Source organism: Marinomonas sp. THO17, from assembly GCF_040436405.1.
Lineage (GTDB): Bacteria > Pseudomonadota > Gammaproteobacteria > Pseudomonadales > Marinomonadaceae > Marinomonas.
Map to the genome: position 1 here is coordinate 364,166 of NZ_AP031575.1, position 17,434 is coordinate 381,599.

Sequence of the window (17,434 nt, forward strand, 5' to 3'; positions counted from 1 at the left end):
GCCGCTCGTAATTGTTACAGCGGCTTTTCTTATTAATAGCCATTTAGGTTGTGGTGGCGATTTTTGGAGGAATCATATGTCTCGTCGTCGGGTTGTAGTCACAGGAATGGGAATGGTGACACCCCTTGGCAATAATGTAAAAGACACGTGGGATAACATATTGGAAGGCAAAAGCGGTGTCAGTGAGATTACTTCTTTTGATTCTAGCCAATTTTCCACGCGATTTGCGGCGCAAGTGACTGACTTTGATGCAACTCAGTATATGAGTGTCAAAGAAGCTCGCAAAATGGATATTTTCATTCAATATGGTATTGCAGCTGCTGTACAAGCTTTAGAAGATGCGGATATTCGCGAAGAAACCGTAGATTTGGCTCGTGTTGGTTGTGCTATTGGTTCTGGTATTGGTGGCTTACCAATGATTGAAAAGAACCTTGAGTTATTGAATGAGTCTGGGCCAAAACGTATATCGCCTTTCTTTGTCCCGGGCGCGATTATTAATATGATTTCTGGTCATGTAGCCATTCGTTTTGGCTTTAAAGGACCGAATATTTCAATTGTTACGGCTTGTACTACAGGCACTCATAATATCGGTATGGCTGGTAGAATGATTGCTTATGGTGATGCGGATGTAATGATAGCGGGTGGCGCTGAAATGGCGATAACGCCACTTGGCATTGGTGGTTTCGGAGCCGCGAGAGCTTTATCAACCCGTAATGATGATCCGAAAACGGCAAGTCGCCCATGGGACAAAGATCGTGATGGTTTTGTGATGGGAGACGGTTCGGGCATTTTAGTGCTAGAAGAATATGAGCATGCTGTTGCTCGTGGTGCGACCATTTACGCTGAGTTAGCAGGCTTTGGTATGAGTGATGATGCCCATCATATGACAGCGCCGCCTGAAGGTGGTGAAGGAGCCGCAGTGGCCATGAGCTCGGCTCTAAAAGATGCTGGGGTTTCACCAATGGAAATTGATTATATCAATGCCCACGGTACTTCCACGCCTGCCGGTGATTTGGCGGAAACGCAAGCGGTTAAAGCGGTGATGGGTGAGGACGCTTCTGATGTGGCAATTAGCTCAACAAAGTCCATGATAGGTCATCTTCTGGGGGCCTCAGGAGCTGTTGAGTCAATTTTCTCTATCTTAGCAATACGTGATCAAGTCGCCCCGCCAACCATTAACCTTGAAGAAGTGGGTGAAGGTTGTGATTTAAATTATGTGCCATTCACTCCGCAGAAGCGCAAAATTGATGTGGTTTTAAACAACTCATTTGGTTTCGGCGGAACGAACGGAACATTGGTGTTTAAAAAGGTGTAATTTCTTGGGCGATTTATATCGCCCAAGAAAGTTGCGTTTGCTGAGTGCGCAGTTGCTGTTTATCTAGTGAGATACTTGATAGTAGCGATTAGTGTAACTGCTTATTATGGTTACGAAATTTACTGATTTCATCGTGAATATCATAGGCAATTTGTTGATTATCTAATTCATAGAGTTGGTCTTCTAATTGTTGATAAAAGGCGATTTCTTCATCACCTAAATAATGCAGGCATTCACCACCGATAAACCAGAGTAATTCCCGTTTGATTAATGGGACTAGATTTGGGTAGCAGCGAATAAAGCGTGCTAAAATTTCTTGGGCATTGAAACTGTAATCCGCTTCGTTATTTTCGATCTGCTGGCTAAGAAGCTCCCATTTCTTAAGAAAATCCGTTTCTTCTTCTGCTAAATCCGCAGTGTTAAATGGATCGTGTTCAGCGAATCGCTGACGTAGATCTGCAAAAGCGTTAAGAATGTATTGTGTGCGTGATTCCACGTAAAACCCTATTAAATAAGTAACGATTGAGTCGGCTAGAGCCGTACGAGAAACCTAATTATGACATATGCAATCGAAATTAGTGACCTCAAAAAACGCTATGAAAGCGGATTTGAAGCATTAAAAGGGGTGAATTTAACGGTTGAGAAAGGGGATTTCTTTGCCTTGTTAGGGCCAAATGGTGCTGGAAAATCGACAAGCATCGGTATTCTCTGTTCATTGGTTAACAAGTCGTCTGGTAAAGTGTCTATTTTTGGGCACGACATAGATCAAGACTTTGCCAAGGCAAAACAATACTTGGGTGTGGTGCCACAAGAATTCAATTTTAATGTCTTTGAAACGGTTTTTAACGTTGTCGTTACTCAGGCTGGTTTCTATGGGATTGATCGCAATGTGGCGGCTGAGCGAGCTGAAAAATATCTAAAAGAGTTGGACCTGTGGGATAAAAAAGACGTTCAGTCGCGCATGTTATCAGGGGGCATGAAGCGGCGATTAATGATTGCGCGGGCTTTGATTCATGAACCCGAAGTGCTGATTTTAGACGAGCCAACCGCTGGTGTGGACATTGAATTACGTCGTTCCATGTGGGAATTCATTAAGGGGTTAAATGCCCGTGGTACGACCATCATACTCACCACCCATTACTTAGAAGAAGCAGAGCAGTTGTGCCGCAATATTGCCATTATTAATGCGGGTGAAATTGTCGAAAATACCAGTGTCAAAGCACTGCTTAAAACCCTTAATCAAGAAACTTTTATTTTAGACCTAGATCAGCCATTACCGACAGATTGGTCGGTGGACGACTATAGTGTCACAATCAGCGCAGATGGCTCTAGCTTGGAGGTTGAGGTAACCAAGGGGCAATCGATCAATCATATTTTCAGTGCGCTGGATAAGGTGTCGGTAAATGTAGTGAGTATGCGCAATAAATCAAATCGACTTGAAGAATTATTTGTAAAATTAATTAAGGGCTAGAGTATGAAAAATTCTGAAATCTGGATTGCGTTTTGTACTATTTTAGCTCGTGAGATTCGTCGCTTCACACGAATTTGGGCACAAACTTTATTACCACCAGCCATTACAATGAGCTTGTATTTCGCTATTTTTGGTAACCTAATTGGTGATCGAATTGGTGAAATGGGGGGCTTTAGTTACATGCAATACATAGTGCCTGGTTTAATCATGATGTCGGTGATTACCAATTCCTATTCTAATGTGTCATCGTCTTTTTTTTCGGCTAAATTTCAGCTTAGCATTCAAGAGTTATTAGTCTCACCAACACCTAACTGGGTGATTTTATTGGGTTACGTGCTAGGGGGCGTCGCGCGCGGGTTGAGTGTAGGCTTCATTGTCACCTTACTGTCATTGTTTTTTACTCATCTGGCATTAGAAAATTTGTTTCTGACCATTCTTGTGGTGTTTCTCACAGCCGTGATGTTTTCTTTGGGCGGCTTTGTGAATGCTATTTATGCGCGTAATTTTGATGATGTGTCAATCGTACCTACCTTTATATTAACGCCTTTGACGTATTTAGGTGGGGTCTTTTATTCGATCGATTTGTTGTCTAACTTTTGGCAATCGATTTCACTGCTTAATCCTGTGTTATATATGGTGAATGCGTTTCGATATGGCATTCTTGGTATTTCTGACATTAATATTTACTGGGCACTGGTCATGGTCAGTGTGTTTATTGTGGTTTTATTTTGGTACGGATTGCACTTGTTAAATAAAGGCAAGGGCATTAGAAATTGAGGTAAGTTATGGGCTTTTTACCCTTAGGTCAGCAAACAGAGTATGTTTCTGAGTACGATGCAGGGTTGCTTTATCCCATTGCACGGGTGGATAAGTGGTCAGAAATGGGAATTGCTTCTGAGCGTCTGCCTTTTTACGGTGAAGATGTGTGGAATGCTTACGAAGTTTCTTGGTTGGACTCGAAGGGCAAACCTATCGTTATGATTGCGGAATTCCGCTTGCCTTGTGATTCTCCTAATATTATTGAATCTAAGTCGTTTAAGTTATATTTGAATTCACTGAATCAAATGCGTTACGAATCCTTTGAGCAGGTTCAAGGCATTCTTGAGAACGACTTGTCTGCCGCTGCAGGTGCTAAGGTCACAGTTGTATTGCGTGAACTGGATGCTATGCAATCTTTGGTGATTTTGACGCCAGATTATTGTATAGATCATTTGGACGTGGACATTAATGACTACCACCCAAATAGCGAATTACTTACTACTGATCAAAGTCTAGGTCAGGTGGAAGAGCGCTTGGTCAGCCACTTATTAAAATCCAACTGTCCGGTGACCAATCAGCCAGATTGGGGGTCAGTATTTATTGATTATTGTGGACCAAAAATTCAACATGAATCCCTGCTTAAATACATTGTTTCTTTTCGAGAGCATACGGATTTTCATGAGCAGTGTGTTGAACGCATCTTTATTGACATCATGCGTCAATGTCAGCCAGAGTTTCTGACCGTATACGCTCGTTATGTTCGCCGTGGTGGTTTGGACATTAACCCATACCGTTCGACCCAAGAGGGTTTGGTATTGGGTAATGATAGATTGAGTCGACAGTAAATCGCATGATATGAAAAACCACACTAAGCTGTGGTTTTTTTATTTTATGACCTTGCGTAAATATCTCATGTAGCCTGTAAAGCTAGCCAACCAAGTAGCCCACAGATTATCAATGATATGGGCAGAGACAGCAAAATCATCAGTGCTATTTCTTCTTTTGGCCCCTTGTAGCTCGTAGCCAGCATGTAACTGATTACAGCCACAGGCATGGCGTTTAGAATGATGAGTACCATTTTTTCCAGCGGCGTTAGAGGCAATAAGCAAGTAATGGCAAAAGCCACCAAACAGCCCATTACAGGTCGATAAATAGAAAAAGCGATAACGCTTTTTAGTTTGCCTTTGTCCTTGATGGTCAATTTACTCAATGAATTGCCAAGTAATAACAGCATCATAGGAAGCGTTATTTGGCTCATCATGGTCAAAGTATTGGTGATTGCTTCTGGTAGCTGTATGGACAGAGATAACATTATGATGCCAATGAGCAAGGCAATAACAGGCCCATTTTTCAGTAGCTGTTTTGGACGATATTCTCCTGACATAACACCAACACCCAGACTAAAGTGACTGATCTGCACCACGGACGATACCACAACCGCTACCGCCAACCCTGGTTCAGCAAATAAAGCGAACGCAATAGGAATACCAAGATTGCCTGCATTTGGGTTAACTAAAGGAGACAGATAAAAACGAATGGATTGACCAGTTAGCTTAAGGAAAGCTAGAGTGATAAGTGACATGCTGGCCAATATCAAAATACTCGCCATAATGATTTTTGCCATAGAATAGATTTCCATATTCATTGACAAAACAGAGGTTAACAGTAGAGCTGGCATGCCTATATTGGACACTAGATTACCGATTTGCGGGGCGTCTAAATAATCGGTATGTTTCCCTAAAAAAAATCCTAGACTGGCAAGCAACACAATAGGAGTTAAAGCAAGGAGAATTGAGGGAAGCATGAATGTCTCTTAACTACATGATTAAAATCGAAAAATAAGGATAACAGATGAAATCAAGAATACTAGGTAAGACAGCTTGGTCAATTTCTGAGATAGGATTGGGGTGTTGGCAGTTAGGTAATGACTTTGGCCCCATTGAAGATAAACAAGCCTTAGCAGTATTGGATGCGGCTAAGGAACAAGGCATTAGCTTTTTCGATACGGCAGATGTCTATGGTGCAGGACTCAGCGAAGAGCGCATTGGTCGTTGGCTAAAGCAGAGCAGTTGGCAGCCTAAAATCGCCACCAAAGTGGGTCGTAATGGGGAATTATACCCAGATGGTTATACTAAGGTGAAGATGAAGCAGAGCCTTCAGGCGTCTGCCAAGCGTTTGGGAGTGGAAACGCTTAATCTGGCTCAGCTGCATTGTGTTCCAAGAGAGGTCTTGTTTGCTGGCGATGTACTAGCATGGATGGAAGACTTTCAACAGGAAGGTTTAATTGAGTATTTTGGTGCCAGTGTCGAAATGATCGACGAAGCTCTATTTTGCTGCCAGCACGATAAGCTCGCCAGTTTACAGGTTTTGTTTAATCTATTTCGTCAAGATGCCGTGGATGAATTGTTTCCATTAGTGTCAGAGAAAAACATAGGTGTCATTGTTCGCTTGCCTTTGGCCAGTGGTTTGTTAACGGGAAAGATGTTTAAAGGCTATCAATTTGATGAAAGCGACCATCGACACTACAACAAAGATGGTGTGGCTTTTCATGTTGGTGAAACATTTAATGGCATTCCTTTTGATCAGGGAATAGATCTTGTGGAGGAAGTCAGTGCTATGTTGCCTGAAGATCATAGTATTTTGGATGTGGCTTTACGATGGATTCTAGATCAGCCACAAGTGTCAACCATTATTGCTGGAGCCACCCGTCCAGAGCAGGTAATTCGTAATGCTCAAGCCAGTCTTCTTGAGCCATTATCGACTGAGCTTCACCATAAGTTGAAAACTTTTTATCTACAAAAAGTACGCCAGGCAATACGTGGCGGTATTTGATGTAGGTGCAAAATATTTGATGGTCAGTAAATCTTGCCCCTGAAAAATTTAGGGGCAGGATTATTAAGGAAGGGCGTGGTTTAAGCTCTCTTTATTCTTTGTTAAGCTTCTTGCCAATATGCTTATATTGGACGGCGAAACTTGCCTCGAATAAAAGAGAGTGATCCTCACGCTGACCCCTACATGGATGTAGGGGATTAGAGCAACGCAGGAGCACGTTGTCGTAGCCAGTGGACTTGTTCGTACCTTCCTTAACTTAAAATCTGCTCGGCATGAGCCTTGGTTTTGACCTTAGTTATGATGTCGGCAATTTTACCTTCTTCATCAATGATAAAAGTGGTGCGTACCGTTCCCATGTATTCCTTGCCCATGAACTTTTTTAACTGCCAAGTACCGTACAAATCGTGCACTGTTTTTTCTGTATCGGCAATTAATGGGAAAGGCAGTTGATATTTTTCGATGAAGTTTTGGTGTTTTTTTTCGCTATCGGGACTGATGCCCAATACCACATAACCTTGATCTAATAAAGCCTGATAGTTATCGCGTAAATCACACGCTTGAGCGGTGCAGCCTGGCGTGTTGTCTTTTGGGTAAAAATACAGCACTACCTTTTTACCTCTGAACTGACTAAGGGTAATGGTGTCACCGTTTTGATCTTTGGCGCTGAACTCTGGGGCAATTTGTCCTACTTCAATAGTCATAACATTTCTCTCGAATCAATCAGATGAAAAAGGCAAGCTTAACAAGAGCCAAACAAAAAATCTCTGTTAACGGCAATTATGGCAAAATTACATAGGCTTTACTCTTGTCAATGATTGTTTATAAACAGCCTGAGCGTTAATATAGGCGCGCTTATAATTTTAACGGAGACTCAAAATGATCACGGGTAGTTTAGTTGCGCTTATCACTCCCATGTTAGCGGATGGCGCTGTAGACACTGAGAAGTTGGATGATCTAATCGAGTTTCATATTAATGAAGGAACTCACGGCATTGTGGCCGTTGGGACCACAGGAGAAGCTTCTACTTTAACGCATGAAGAACATGCTAATGTGATTCGACAAGTGGTTAAAAAAGTAAATGGTCGCGTACATGTTATCGCGGGTACCGGAGCAAATTCGACCCATGAAGCCATTGATTTAACACGTAGTGCGAAAGAAGCCGGTGCAGATGCTTGTTTATTAGTCACGCCTTATTACAACAAACCTACACAAGAAGGTTTGTTCCAGCATTTTAAAGCGGTTGCGCAAGCCGTCGACATACCTCAAATTCTTTATAATGTACCGGGTCGAACTGGCTGTGATATGCAAAACGATACTGTGGTTCGTTTGTCGACTATTACCAATATTGTCGGTATCAAAGATGCAACAGGGGATCTAGAGCGTGGTCAGGCTTTGCTTGAAATGGTGTCTACGGATTTTGCTGTGTATTCCGGAGATGATCCAACCGCTGTTTCCTTGATGTTATTGGGCGGCAAAGGCAATATTTCCGTTACCGCAAACGTGGCTCCAAAAATGGTAGCGCAAGCTGCTGAATTTGCGATTGCTGGTCAGGCAGATAAAGCACAGGACCTCGACTCTTCAATTTCCTCATTACATAAGAATTTATTTCTTGAGTCCAATCCTATCCCAGTGAAATGGGCAGTAAGCCAATTGGGATTGTGCCAAGAAGGGATTCGTTTACCATTAACGCCGCTTGCGGAGCAGTATCATGCTGCTGTGCGACAAGCTATGGTTGAAGCAGGAGTATTATTAGTATGATGAAACCAATGGTGAAATTGCTTGGTGTAGCAAGCGTAGCAATAAGCTTGTCTGCATGCAGTACCTTTTTTCCAGACCATTCGAATGACTATCAACAAGAAGCGGGTGCTCATACCAAGTTAAAAGTGCCAGAAGGGTCAATTGAGTCTCAGGACACTTTAGTGATTCCAAACGAAAATGAGATTGCTAATTTAGATAAGCCTCAGCCATTTGTTACGCCTCGTGCACCATTTGTCTATTATCCTATGGAAATAATTGGCTTTGCTGAGATGGATGATTCCGTGCAGTACAGGCTGAATACTTCTACAGCGGAAGCGAAGAAAATCGTTGAGGATTTCTTAACATCCATTCATGGTGCTGGGCAGTCTATTGAGACGCAAACAGACAATCAAATTGTTTCCATTGCATTTGATTTTCAGCCTCAAGGTTGGTGGGCCTCTTTGTGGAGTGATATCACACGTTTGCACCCTTCAAAGACGGCATTTGCCTTCTCCTTTGAACAACAAGATGATGTTACTTTGGTGAAGCTACAATACCGTGAAGTCAATCAAGATCCTGCTAAGTCAACCGAATGGGCATCACCAATGGCGCAATCTGACGCTGAGTCGATTGCTGTTCGCCTATGGGGAACCTTTGGTCTCCAACTTAATCAGTCTTCTGCCTATTTATCCAATACCAAAGATGTGACAGCGGCATTTCCTGTCTGGGTTGACCACCAAGGCATGTATGCTATTTATCTAGGTAAGGATCTTTCTGATAATGAGTTTGAGGCAAAACTCAAAGCCGCAGGGATATACTTGATGCCCGGTGATGAGAAACTCTTGGCCCCAGTACCGGCTGATAAAGTAGCTCGAGTTGGTGACATCATTGACTTCTCTTTGCCGATAGGCGCTGACGGGAAAGAACAAAAGCTATTTAATGTTTATCGTCGTGATTTAGATGATGTCAGTTGGCAGGAAAGGGAATATCCGTATCAAATAACCCATCAAAAAGCTGGCGACTTTTTGGTAGTGGATGTATCTGCGATGGAGAATCCAGAAATAGCATCTTTTAGAATCGCACAACGATTCATACCTTAAATAAAATTAATCCCTCGTAACTAAAACCGGAGACTCTCCAATGGAAAAACGACAAGAGCTGTATGCAGGTAAGGCAAAATCTGTATTTCGTACAGATGATCCTGACAAGATGGTTCTCGTATTTCGTGATGATACGTCAGCATTTGATGGCAAAAAAATGGAGCAGCTTGATCGCAAAGGCATGGTCAACAATAAATTCAATGCCTTTATCATGGCCAAACTTCAACAAGCTGGCATTCCAACGCATTTTGAAAAATTACTTAGTGATACGGAGTCTTTGGTAAAATGCTTGGATATGATGCCTGTAGAATGCGTAGTACGTAATGTGGCAGCGGGTAGCTTGTGCCGTCGTTTGGGCGTGGAAGAAGGCACCACTTTGACGCCGCCAACATTTGAGCTTTTCTTGAAAAACGACGCGCTAGGTGACCCAATGATCAACGAGTCTCATGTTGAAGCGTTCGGTTGGGCCAAAGCGGAGCATCTGGCGAAGGCCAAAGAGCTGACTTACCAAGTGAACCAGGTCTTGAAAGAGCTGTTCGCTGAAGGTGGTATGATTTTGGTGGATTATAAGTTGGAATTTGGCTTATACAAAGGTGAAGTCGTTTTGGGTGATGAGTTTTCACCTGATGGTTGCCGTCTGTGGGACGCACAAACCAAAGAAAAACTGGATAAAGATCGTTTCCGTCAAGGTTTGGGTAACGTAATCGAATCATACGAAAGCATTGGACGTCGTATTGGTATCGATTTCGACGCTTAGAATGTCTTGGCAGTGTTTGTAAATGGAGGTGAAAACCTCCATTTTGCCATGTAAGGATAAATTTTGATTAACTTCCTTCCCGTTACTATTGGTTTACGCTATGCCAGAGCTAAGCGTTCTAACCATTTCATTTCTTTTATCAGCTTTTCTTCTATTGCAGGCTTGGCGCTGGGCGTTATGGTACTGATTACCGTATTGTCTGTTATGAATGGGTTTGATCGCGAATTGCGTGAACGAATCTTAGGCATGGTACCTCATGCCACATTATGGGGAAATCCTTTGCTAGAAGATTGGCGGGAAACGGCAAAGTTGGTTGAAAAAATGCCAGATGTGATCGCGGTAGCGCCTCATATACAAGCACAAGTGATGTTTCAGTCCGGTGAGAGCGTCCACGGTGCTATTTTGAATGGCATCAATCCAGACATGGAAAAGAAGGTATCCATCATCGACGATAATATGGCGTCTGGTTCGCTGGATGCGCTCAAGGATAAATCTTTTGGTATTGTCTTAGGCGCCCAACTGGCCCGTCAACTCCGCGTCAATATTGGTGATAAGGTGACTGCCATCTTACCAAAAGCGTCTGTTTCTATTGCCGGTATTGCTCCTGTTCTCAAACGCTTCACCTTGGTAGGTACCTTTGAAGTCGGTGCTGAGTTAGACAGCAGTCTTGCTTATATCAATATCAAAGATGCGGCAAAGCTTAAACGTTATGCACCAGACAGTGTAGAAGCCTTGCGTATATCCTTTGCTGATTTATTTGTTGCCCCCAAAGAGATTTGGAATATTGCTCGTGCTGTACCGGGGCAAAATCGTGTTAGCGATTGGACACGTACACATGGAAATTTATTCCAAGCCATTCAGATGGAAAAAACCATGATAGGGCTTTTGTTGTTATTGATTGTCGCAGTAGCGGCATTCAATATAGTGTCCACTTTGGTTATGGTGGTGACGGATAAACGAAACGATATTGCTATATTACGCACCATGGGGCTGACTTCTGTTCAGGTAATGTGGGTCTTCATAGTGCAAGGTATTTTTATTGGTATGTTAGGCACCTTAATTGGCGTTATTTTAGGAGTAAGTTTGGCGCTAAATGTCAGCGACATCATCGCAGGTATTCAACATTTATTCGGCGTGCAGTTTCTTAATGCTGATGTGTATTTTATTAATTATTTGCCATCCCAATTGGAATGGTCTGATGTGGAATTGATCGTTACCAGTGCCTTTATTATGACGGTGGCAGCCACTATTTATCCTGCATGGCGAGCATCGAAAGTAGAGCCAGCGGAGGCGTTACGTTATGAATGAGTTGGTGCTAGAGTGTCAGGCGTTATGCAAGCAATATCAAGATGGTAAACAAACCGTTGAGGTGTTCAAAGATATCAACTTTTCTCTACATAAAGGCCAGGCTTGTGCCATTGTTGGTGCATCAGGATCAGGGAAAACAACCTTACTTAATTTGTTAGCTGGCTTGGATTTGGCAACGTCAGGTGAGGTAAAGCTAACGCAAATTTCTTGGTCTAATTTAAGCGATGCGAAACGAGCGAAAGTACGTAATCAGCAAATGGGCTTTGTCTATCAGTTTCATCATTTGCTAGCTGAGTTTTCTGCATTGGAAAACGTTTTGATGCCTATGTGGATTTCAGGTATGAAAAAGTCAGAAGCGAAACAGCGAGGTATCGAATTACTTACGCAAGTTGGTTTGTCAGAGCGTCTGTATCATAAGCCGTCCCAGTTATCTGGAGGTGAGCGTCAGCGAGTGGCCATTGCTAGGGCTTTAGCCAATCGACCTGCTTGTGTATTGATGGACGAACCTACAGGCAACCTAGATGAATTAACCTCTTTGGAGGTGCAGAATTTGATAAATACACTGAAAACCACATACCAAATGGCCTTTTTGATCGTTACTCATGATGAAAAGATGCTGGATTGGATGGATTCTGCTTATCGTTTGTCGCAAGGTGAACTAACGTCTCTAAAATAACCCCGAGTTTGAATCAAGAGTGTCACTTGAGTAAAGTTACCTGAGTAGAGTCACTTGAGTGCTAGGCTTTTATTTGAATGGATTGGGTAAGAGGAATTCTATTTTACTCTTAAGCTTGTTCACTCTTTAAGCTTGTTTATTCATTAACCCTTGGCGGGACAAAATAAGCAAGCCTTATTGGTTTCGCTGTTTTCGTTCTTGCCAACGTTTCACCACATGCAAACGCCATAAGACAATAATTGTCACATAACTAATGGCACCAATAACCAATCCTGACACAATGGATCCTGTGTAAAGTGGTAACCAGATATGCTCAAGCTTATTCCAGATCCACTCAACTGACAGCTGGAATTTCTTACCGCTTTCAATACCAAGGATCAGACTGCCTACTTTGTAATTGAAGTAGAAAACAAAAGGCATAGTGATGGGATTGGTAATCCACACAAGGGCAATAGACAAGGGAATATTCGCACGTAATGGGATGGCAAACATGGCCGCGGCGAGCATTTGAAAGGGCATAGGAATAAAAGCCCAAAATAAACCGTTGAAAAATGCTCTGGCGACAGAACGACGATTAAGATGCCATAAATTTGCCTCATAAATTTGTGATCCAAGAAGAGCTAAAGCTTTGTTCTCTTTTAGCTTTTCTGGATTAGGAATGTACTTCTTTAGATAATTCTTAGGCATAATTAAATAACAGTCATTTAGCCGTCATAAGACAAGGAGGTCTTATGTTACTTACTAGTTTGTCTAGTATGATTGGCGCCATTTTGGTGCCGAATGAGTATTTGTGGCTGTATTCTACTCATATCATTTTGGTCTGTCTCTATCTAATACGCACAAAGCGTGTATTAGTTTTGTTTTTGACGCTAATTTCATTATTTGCTGTGTGGTTTTCTGAAACGCCAGCAAGTCATAACGTGACATTAAGTGAACAAGACCGCTATTTCATCAACCTGCATCAACAAACTTTACTTATATTAACAAACGACAATAGGTTGCCAGATCAAGAATTCAGTAAGTCTGTCGCTGTTCGTCTGCACTTCCCGCAACTGCTAGGTGATATTAACAATCGAGATAAAAAATCTACGGCTAAATTAGCAGAAGACAACTTATTATTTAATGATATTAACTTGGTTTATAGTACGCACATCCCTAACCATTATTATGAAGTCAGTCTGATGCGCTATGCCTTGGCGGATCGCTATGGTGCTTGGTGGTTAAAGCAACTTTATATTGAAAGACAAGCTGCGCTATTAGATTTGGCTGTTAAGGAAAACATCGATTTGCCTTTTTCATTGCGTCGCAGCGTGATGGAAAGTTTAGATAATTCATTACAGCAGTTTGCTTCTTGGCGATTTTCTAAGGCGCTGCTATTTGGCCAAGATGACGATTGGAGCCAGCGAGACTTATGGGTAGTGAGAACCTTAGGGTTAGCTCACTTATTTGTCGTATCGGGATTGCACGCTGGTTTTATGTTTCTCATTGGTGTGTTGGTCGCTAAAACCTTATGGCAGTTATTGCCTGCCAGACTCTTGTTAAGTGGTTTAACAAGACATCATGTTGAACTCCTTTGTATTTTTCCCTTATTGATCTTATACGGTTATTTGACGCAATGGGGAGAACCTGTCATTCGTGCCACCATAATGTTGACCTTGTATTTGCTGAGTCGATGCTTGCAAATGCGCTGTTCAGCTTTGCAGATTCTTGCTTTGACATTATGGATAGTATTGCTAATTAACCCACGACAAATTTTAAGTCCTGGTTTGTGGCTTTCGTTCAGCATGGTGTACTTATTAATCGGTTTTTATTCTATTGCAAGGTTCAAATGGCGTCGTTTACTAGCCAGTCAGCTCATGCTCAGTACCGCTTCTATGGTGTTGATTTTGGGGTGGCAAGAAGCCATTTCCGTTACTTCCATAGTTATTAATCTCGTATTGATACCTTTTGCTGCCATGGTTTGGTTTCCTTTTGGATTGTTGGCATCGTTAGAGGTCTTATTGTTATCCAATGATCGACTTTATGCCGTTTTGGAACGTATGTTGAAACCTTTATGGGACTTCTTAGAGCGTTTGGTGTTCGAGCTTCCTTTGCTTTTCTTTGCTCCATCTTACTCTTTGATTACCAAATGGCTTTTGCTAATGACGCTGATGTTTTGGGTATTCCAATCGCCATTGCGTCGAGGTTGGTTGGCCTTAGTTTGTATTTGGTGTGTTTTGTTTTATGGCGAAATGGGTTGGCAAAATACAGCCGATGTACTTATAGCCCACGGTAACGGTGGTTGGTTTATTGAAAAAAACCATGAGAGATTGGCGTTAAAAGAGTTGGATGAGTCGCAACGTCAGTTATTTTTAGACGGTTATCATGTCGCCAAGGATAATACTCTATTGTTGATGGCCGAAAGGGATCAAAGCTATTCAGCTAAACATCTCTTAGCACATGACGTTGATTGGTTGATCGTGCCAACGGAGCTGGTTTCAGAACAGCAAGATTTATGGACAGGATTATCAATAAATTGGTTGGATATTGATCAAAATGAGAGTCTCTTCTTGTATTTTGAAGAGACAAGGTTGCGTGTTAAGCACAGTCGATGTCAATATGCATTTTTTCTCTTTAAATCTGACACTTGCATGCGTGTAGAAAAGTTAGAGAGTATGTTAAATTAGCGACAAACCTAAAATGGAGAGAGACCTTGTTAAGCTTTATTCAATCTGGTGGTTTTTTTATGTGGCCACTACTTGCGTGTTCGATTTTAACACTCGCTATTATTCTCGAACGATTTTGGACATTACGCAAAAACAGTGTCGCTCCAAAAGGCTTATTAACCGATGTTATGATGCGTCTACGAGACGATAAAATGACCTTGGAATATATTCGCAGCATGCAATCCAAAACCGGGTTAGCTTCCATTTTTGCGGCGGGTCTCGTCGCCTCTAAACACGGTCGCAGTGCTATGAAAGAAAGTGTTCAAGAAGCGGCCAGTCATGTTATTCACGAACTTGAGCGTTTTATGAATACCTTGGGAACCATAGCCGCCATTTCCCCTTTGCTTGGTCTACTTGGTACGGTTGTGGGAATGATTAAGGTCTTCTCTGTCTTGATGGAGAATGGGGCGGGTAATACGGCATTATTAGCGGGTGGTATTTCAGAAGCCTTGCTGACCACTGCCGCGGGACTGGGGGTGGCAATTCCTGCTTTGATCTTTCATCGTTTTTTTGCTCGTCGCATTGATGAGTTGGTGGTGACCATGGAACAGCAATCGACCAAATTAGTAGATGCTTTACACGGTGATCGAGAAAAATCAGGAGTGGCACAGTGAAATTTCGCCGTCAAAAAATAGACGACGTACAAATCAATCTAACGCCATTAATTGACGTGGTTTTTTTGTTGTTGATTTTCTTCATGGTCAGCACCACCTTTAATCAAAGCACCGAGCTTACCATTGACCTGCCAACGGCTACTTCGGATGCGCCTGCCAGTGATAGAGACAAAACCGTTGAACTAGTGATTACCGCTGACGGGCAATATGTGATTAATGGTCAAACCCTGATTAATGAAAATGTGGCTACTTTAGTGCAAGGTTTAGAAGAGATCACCCAAGGGGATAATTCTCGCCCCTTGATCATTACCGCCGATGCCAATTCGTCATATGAGATGGTCATGCGTGTGTATGATGCAGCAGCTAAACTTGGCATTACTAAATTGGCTCACACTGCACAGAAAGAGACCAATCAGTGAGTTTAGAAATTTGTTTTACTAAGTCTTGGTATCGTCGTTTAGGTTGGACGCAAGTTTTTCGACCTCTACAGCCCTTGGTGAGACACATTGTTAACAAGAAAAGACAGGACTTTCTAGCGCATAAAAACGCTCCATACCGTGCGCCTGTTCCTGTTGTGGTTGTGGGCAACATAAGTGTGGGGGGGACAGGAAAATCGCCAATGGTCATTGCGCTAAGCCAATGGCTGAGCGCACAAGGTTATCGGGTTGGCCTGATTTCACGTGGTCACGGCGTACAACTTGATACTCCTATCCTAGTGACTGCTGCAAGCTTAGCCAGTGAAGTGGGTGATGAACCTGTTATGCTGGTACAAAGAACGGGTTGCCCAATGGCGGTGTTTACTGAGCGTAAACTTGCTATTGAGACCTTGTTAACGAACCATGATATTGACATCATCATTAGTGATGATGGCATGCAGCACTACGCGATGGCGCGAGACATAGAAATTGCTATGGTCGATGCACAAAGAGGTTTAGGCAATGGTCAGCTTTTGCCTGTAGGGCCTTTACGAGAACCAAAATCCCGTTTAGGAACAGTGGATTTCGTGGTAAGCATTACGGAGCACATAACGCCTGCTTTGCAGCAATTGGCTTTGTCTATTCACCATTTTCCCCTAACTAGCTCGACTTTGTCTTCTTTAGATGGTCTGCGTAGTGTAAGCTGCCAACAAGCCTTTAAGGAAACTCACGATTGGCATCTGATGGCTGGGATAGGTAATCCGCAACGTTTTGAGAACACCTTGTTGTCCTTAGGTCTGCCCGAAGGATACACACATCACTGGTACTCGGATCACCATGCTTTTTCCGCTAAGGATATTATCAGAGACCGAGCCGTCATAATGACAGAAAAAGATGCCGTAAAATGTCGCCATTTGGAGATAGAAAATCAAGCCGTGTGGTATTTACCTGTCACACTGAATTTATCTGAAGCCTTTAAAGAGGCTTTTTTAGCCAAATTAAATGATATTAAACATTAAACTGCATTAAAGAAGACATGTTATGAATAAATCTTTACTTGATATCCTGGTGTGTCCCATCACCAAATCCAGTCTAACCCTTAACAAAGAGGGGACTGAGCTTATTAGTAAAATGGGAGGAATCGCTTACCCAATTCGTGATGGCATTCCTGTTTTATTGGAAACCGAAGCGCGTACCTTAACAGCTGATGAACGTTTGGATTCGGGCAGTAAAAAATGAATCAAATTAGAGTGTTAACTGTTTGTCTTGGTAACATTTGTCGCTCACCTGCAGCGCAAGGAATTTTGTCATCCGAAGCGGCGAAGAGAGGCATGAATTTAACACTGGATTCAGCGGGTACGGCGGCCTACCATGTGGGGAATTTACCTGATTCTCGCTCAATTGCCGCCCTACAAAAAATTGCTATCGATATTACCGATCAAAGAGCACGACAAGTTTCTGAATCCGACTTTGATGAATTTGATTGGATACTGGCAATGGACCGAGACAATCTGCGTAATTTGAAGAAGATCAAACCTGCTAAGTGCCGTGCCAAAGTGGTCATGTTTGGTGAATTCACGTCAGGACAAACCTATGGCGAGGTGGATGATCCGTATTATGATGGTGAACAAGGTTTCATTATCATGCGTCAACATTTAATGGACATCAGTCAGGCGTTTCTCGATCATCTCGAGATGCTTAACCAAACGGATTCATAATCAAGACAATGCAGCAAGCTAAGCCA

Annotated in this window: 20 protein-coding genes; 16 read left to right on the forward strand and 4 right to left on the reverse strand. The window is 42.5% G+C overall.

Features of this window, described 5'->3' with window-relative positions:
* The first annotated feature begins 76 nt into the window (after nucleotides 1-76).
* The gene (gene fabF, locus ABXS85_RS01655; RefSeq protein ID WP_353668316.1) at nucleotides 77-1,315 is read left to right on the forward strand and encodes a beta-ketoacyl-ACP synthase II; all 1,239 of its coding nucleotides are present in this window, start codon (nucleotides 77-79) and stop codon (nucleotides 1,313-1,315) included.
* An 88-nt stretch (nucleotides 1,316-1,403) separates the two neighbouring features.
* On the opposite strand, the gene ABXS85_RS01660 is transcribed toward fabF, so the two are convergent.
* Entirely contained in the window at nucleotides 1,404-1,811 is a 408-nt protein-coding gene (locus tag ABXS85_RS01660) for a PA2817 family protein (protein ID WP_353668317.1), read from the reverse strand.
* A gap of 60 nt (nucleotides 1,812-1,871) precedes the next feature.
* On the opposite strand from ABXS85_RS01660, the gene ABXS85_RS01665 reads away from it, so the two are divergent.
* The 3 genes from ABXS85_RS01665 to queF are packed head-to-tail and all read left to right on the forward strand — an operon-like array spanning nucleotide 1,872 to nucleotide 4,390.
* Nucleotides 1,872-2,786, forward strand: a complete 915-nt coding sequence (locus ABXS85_RS01665) for an ABC transporter ATP-binding protein (protein ID WP_353668318.1) — start codon at nucleotides 1,872-1,874, stop codon at nucleotides 2,784-2,786.
* A 3-nt stretch (nucleotides 2,787-2,789) separates the two neighbouring features.
* Nucleotides 2,790-3,563 (forward strand): ABC transporter permease, encoded by a 774-nt coding sequence (locus ABXS85_RS01670; RefSeq protein ID WP_353668319.1) that lies wholly within the window; start codon nucleotides 2,790-2,792, stop codon nucleotides 3,561-3,563.
* Between the two features lie 8 nt (nucleotides 3,564-3,571).
* Complete coding sequence (gene queF / locus ABXS85_RS01675; RefSeq protein WP_353668320.1) at nucleotides 3,572-4,390, forward strand: NADPH-dependent 7-cyano-7-deazaguanine reductase QueF; 819 nt, start codon at nucleotides 3,572-3,574, stop codon at nucleotides 4,388-4,390.
* Nucleotides 4,391-4,455: 65 nt separating this feature from the next.
* Here queF and ABXS85_RS01680 read toward each other — a convergent pair whose 3' ends face one another.
* Entirely contained in the window at nucleotides 4,456-5,349 is an 894-nt protein-coding gene (locus ABXS85_RS01680; protein ID WP_353668321.1) for an AEC family transporter, read from the reverse strand.
* A 47-nt stretch (nucleotides 5,350-5,396) separates the two neighbouring features.
* Here ABXS85_RS01680 and ABXS85_RS01685 point away from each other — a divergent pair, with 47 nt between their 5' ends.
* Nucleotides 5,397-6,377 (forward strand): aldo/keto reductase, encoded by a 981-nt coding sequence (locus tag ABXS85_RS01685; protein WP_353668322.1) that lies wholly within the window; start codon nucleotides 5,397-5,399, stop codon nucleotides 6,375-6,377.
* Nucleotides 6,378-6,628: 251 nt separating this feature from the next.
* On the opposite strand, the gene bcp is transcribed toward ABXS85_RS01685, so the two are convergent.
* Nucleotides 6,629-7,078: a thioredoxin-dependent thiol peroxidase gene (gene bcp / locus ABXS85_RS01690; protein WP_353668323.1), complete on the reverse strand. Its 450-nt coding sequence runs from the start codon at nucleotides 7,076-7,078 to the stop codon at nucleotides 6,629-6,631.
* Between the two features lie 175 nt (nucleotides 7,079-7,253).
* Here bcp and dapA point away from each other — a divergent pair, with 175 nt between their 5' ends.
* The 5 genes from dapA (at nucleotide 7,254) to ABXS85_RS01715 (ending at nucleotide 11,955) form a co-directional block, all read left to right on the forward strand.
* Nucleotides 7,254-8,135, forward strand: a complete 882-nt coding sequence (dapA, locus tag ABXS85_RS01695) for a 4-hydroxy-tetrahydrodipicolinate synthase (protein ID WP_353668324.1) — start codon at nucleotides 7,254-7,256, stop codon at nucleotides 8,133-8,135.
* The gene (locus ABXS85_RS01700) at nucleotides 8,132-9,214 is read left to right on the forward strand and encodes a hypothetical protein (RefSeq protein WP_353668325.1); all 1,083 of its coding nucleotides are present in this window, start codon (nucleotides 8,132-8,134) and stop codon (nucleotides 9,212-9,214) included. Before dapA ends, ABXS85_RS01700 begins: the two co-directional genes overlap by 4 nt.
* 40 nt (nucleotides 9,215-9,254) lie before the next feature.
* Complete coding sequence (purC, locus tag ABXS85_RS01705; RefSeq protein ID WP_353668326.1) at nucleotides 9,255-9,971, forward strand: phosphoribosylaminoimidazolesuccinocarboxamide synthase; 717 nt, start codon at nucleotides 9,255-9,257, stop codon at nucleotides 9,969-9,971.
* Nucleotides 9,972-10,034: 63 nt separating this feature from the next.
* A complete protein-coding gene (locus tag ABXS85_RS01710) occupies nucleotides 10,035-11,279 on the forward strand; it encodes a lipoprotein-releasing ABC transporter permease subunit (RefSeq protein ID WP_353668327.1) in 1,245 nt (414 codons plus the stop codon).
* The gene (locus ABXS85_RS01715; RefSeq protein ID WP_353668328.1) at nucleotides 11,272-11,955 is read left to right on the forward strand and encodes an ATP-binding cassette domain-containing protein; all 684 of its coding nucleotides are present in this window, start codon (nucleotides 11,272-11,274) and stop codon (nucleotides 11,953-11,955) included. The genes ABXS85_RS01710 and ABXS85_RS01715 overlap by 8 nt, the downstream gene beginning before the upstream one ends.
* A 174-nt stretch (nucleotides 11,956-12,129) precedes the next feature.
* On the opposite strand, the gene ABXS85_RS01720 is transcribed toward ABXS85_RS01715, so the two are convergent.
* A complete protein-coding gene (locus ABXS85_RS01720) occupies nucleotides 12,130-12,642 on the reverse strand; it encodes a DUF2062 domain-containing protein (protein WP_353668329.1) in 513 nt (170 codons plus the stop codon).
* A 44-nt stretch (nucleotides 12,643-12,686) separates the two neighbouring features.
* On the opposite strand from ABXS85_RS01720, the gene ABXS85_RS01725 reads away from it, so the two are divergent.
* The 6 genes from ABXS85_RS01725 to ABXS85_RS01750 are packed head-to-tail and all read left to right on the forward strand — an operon-like array spanning nucleotide 12,687 to nucleotide 17,408.
* Entirely contained in the window at nucleotides 12,687-14,621 is a 1,935-nt protein-coding gene (locus ABXS85_RS01725; RefSeq protein WP_353668330.1) for a ComEC/Rec2 family competence protein, read from the forward strand.
* A 26-nt stretch (nucleotides 14,622-14,647) separates the two neighbouring features.
* Nucleotides 14,648-15,274 carry a MotA/TolQ/ExbB proton channel family protein gene (locus ABXS85_RS01730; RefSeq protein ID WP_353668331.1) on the forward strand — a complete coding sequence of 209 codons (627 nt, stop codon included), beginning with the start codon at nucleotides 14,648-14,650 and terminating at the stop codon, nucleotides 15,272-15,274.
* Nucleotides 15,271-15,693 carry a biopolymer transporter ExbD gene (locus ABXS85_RS01735; RefSeq protein ID WP_353668332.1) on the forward strand — a complete coding sequence of 141 codons (423 nt, stop codon included), beginning with the start codon at nucleotides 15,271-15,273 and terminating at the stop codon, nucleotides 15,691-15,693. The genes ABXS85_RS01730 and ABXS85_RS01735 overlap by 4 nt, the downstream gene beginning before the upstream one ends.
* Complete coding sequence (gene lpxK / locus ABXS85_RS01740) at nucleotides 15,690-16,709, forward strand: tetraacyldisaccharide 4'-kinase (RefSeq protein WP_353668333.1); 1,020 nt, start codon at nucleotides 15,690-15,692, stop codon at nucleotides 16,707-16,709. Before ABXS85_RS01735 ends, lpxK begins: the two co-directional genes overlap by 4 nt.
* A gap of 22 nt (nucleotides 16,710-16,731) precedes the next feature.
* A complete protein-coding gene (locus ABXS85_RS01745; protein ID WP_353668334.1) occupies nucleotides 16,732-16,929 on the forward strand; it encodes a Trm112 family protein in 198 nt (65 codons plus the stop codon).
* Complete coding sequence (locus ABXS85_RS01750) at nucleotides 16,926-17,408, forward strand: low molecular weight protein-tyrosine-phosphatase (protein WP_353668335.1); 483 nt, start codon at nucleotides 16,926-16,928, stop codon at nucleotides 17,406-17,408. Before ABXS85_RS01745 ends, ABXS85_RS01750 begins: the two co-directional genes overlap by 4 nt.
* The last annotated feature ends 26 nt before the right edge of the window (nucleotides 17,409-17,434 follow it).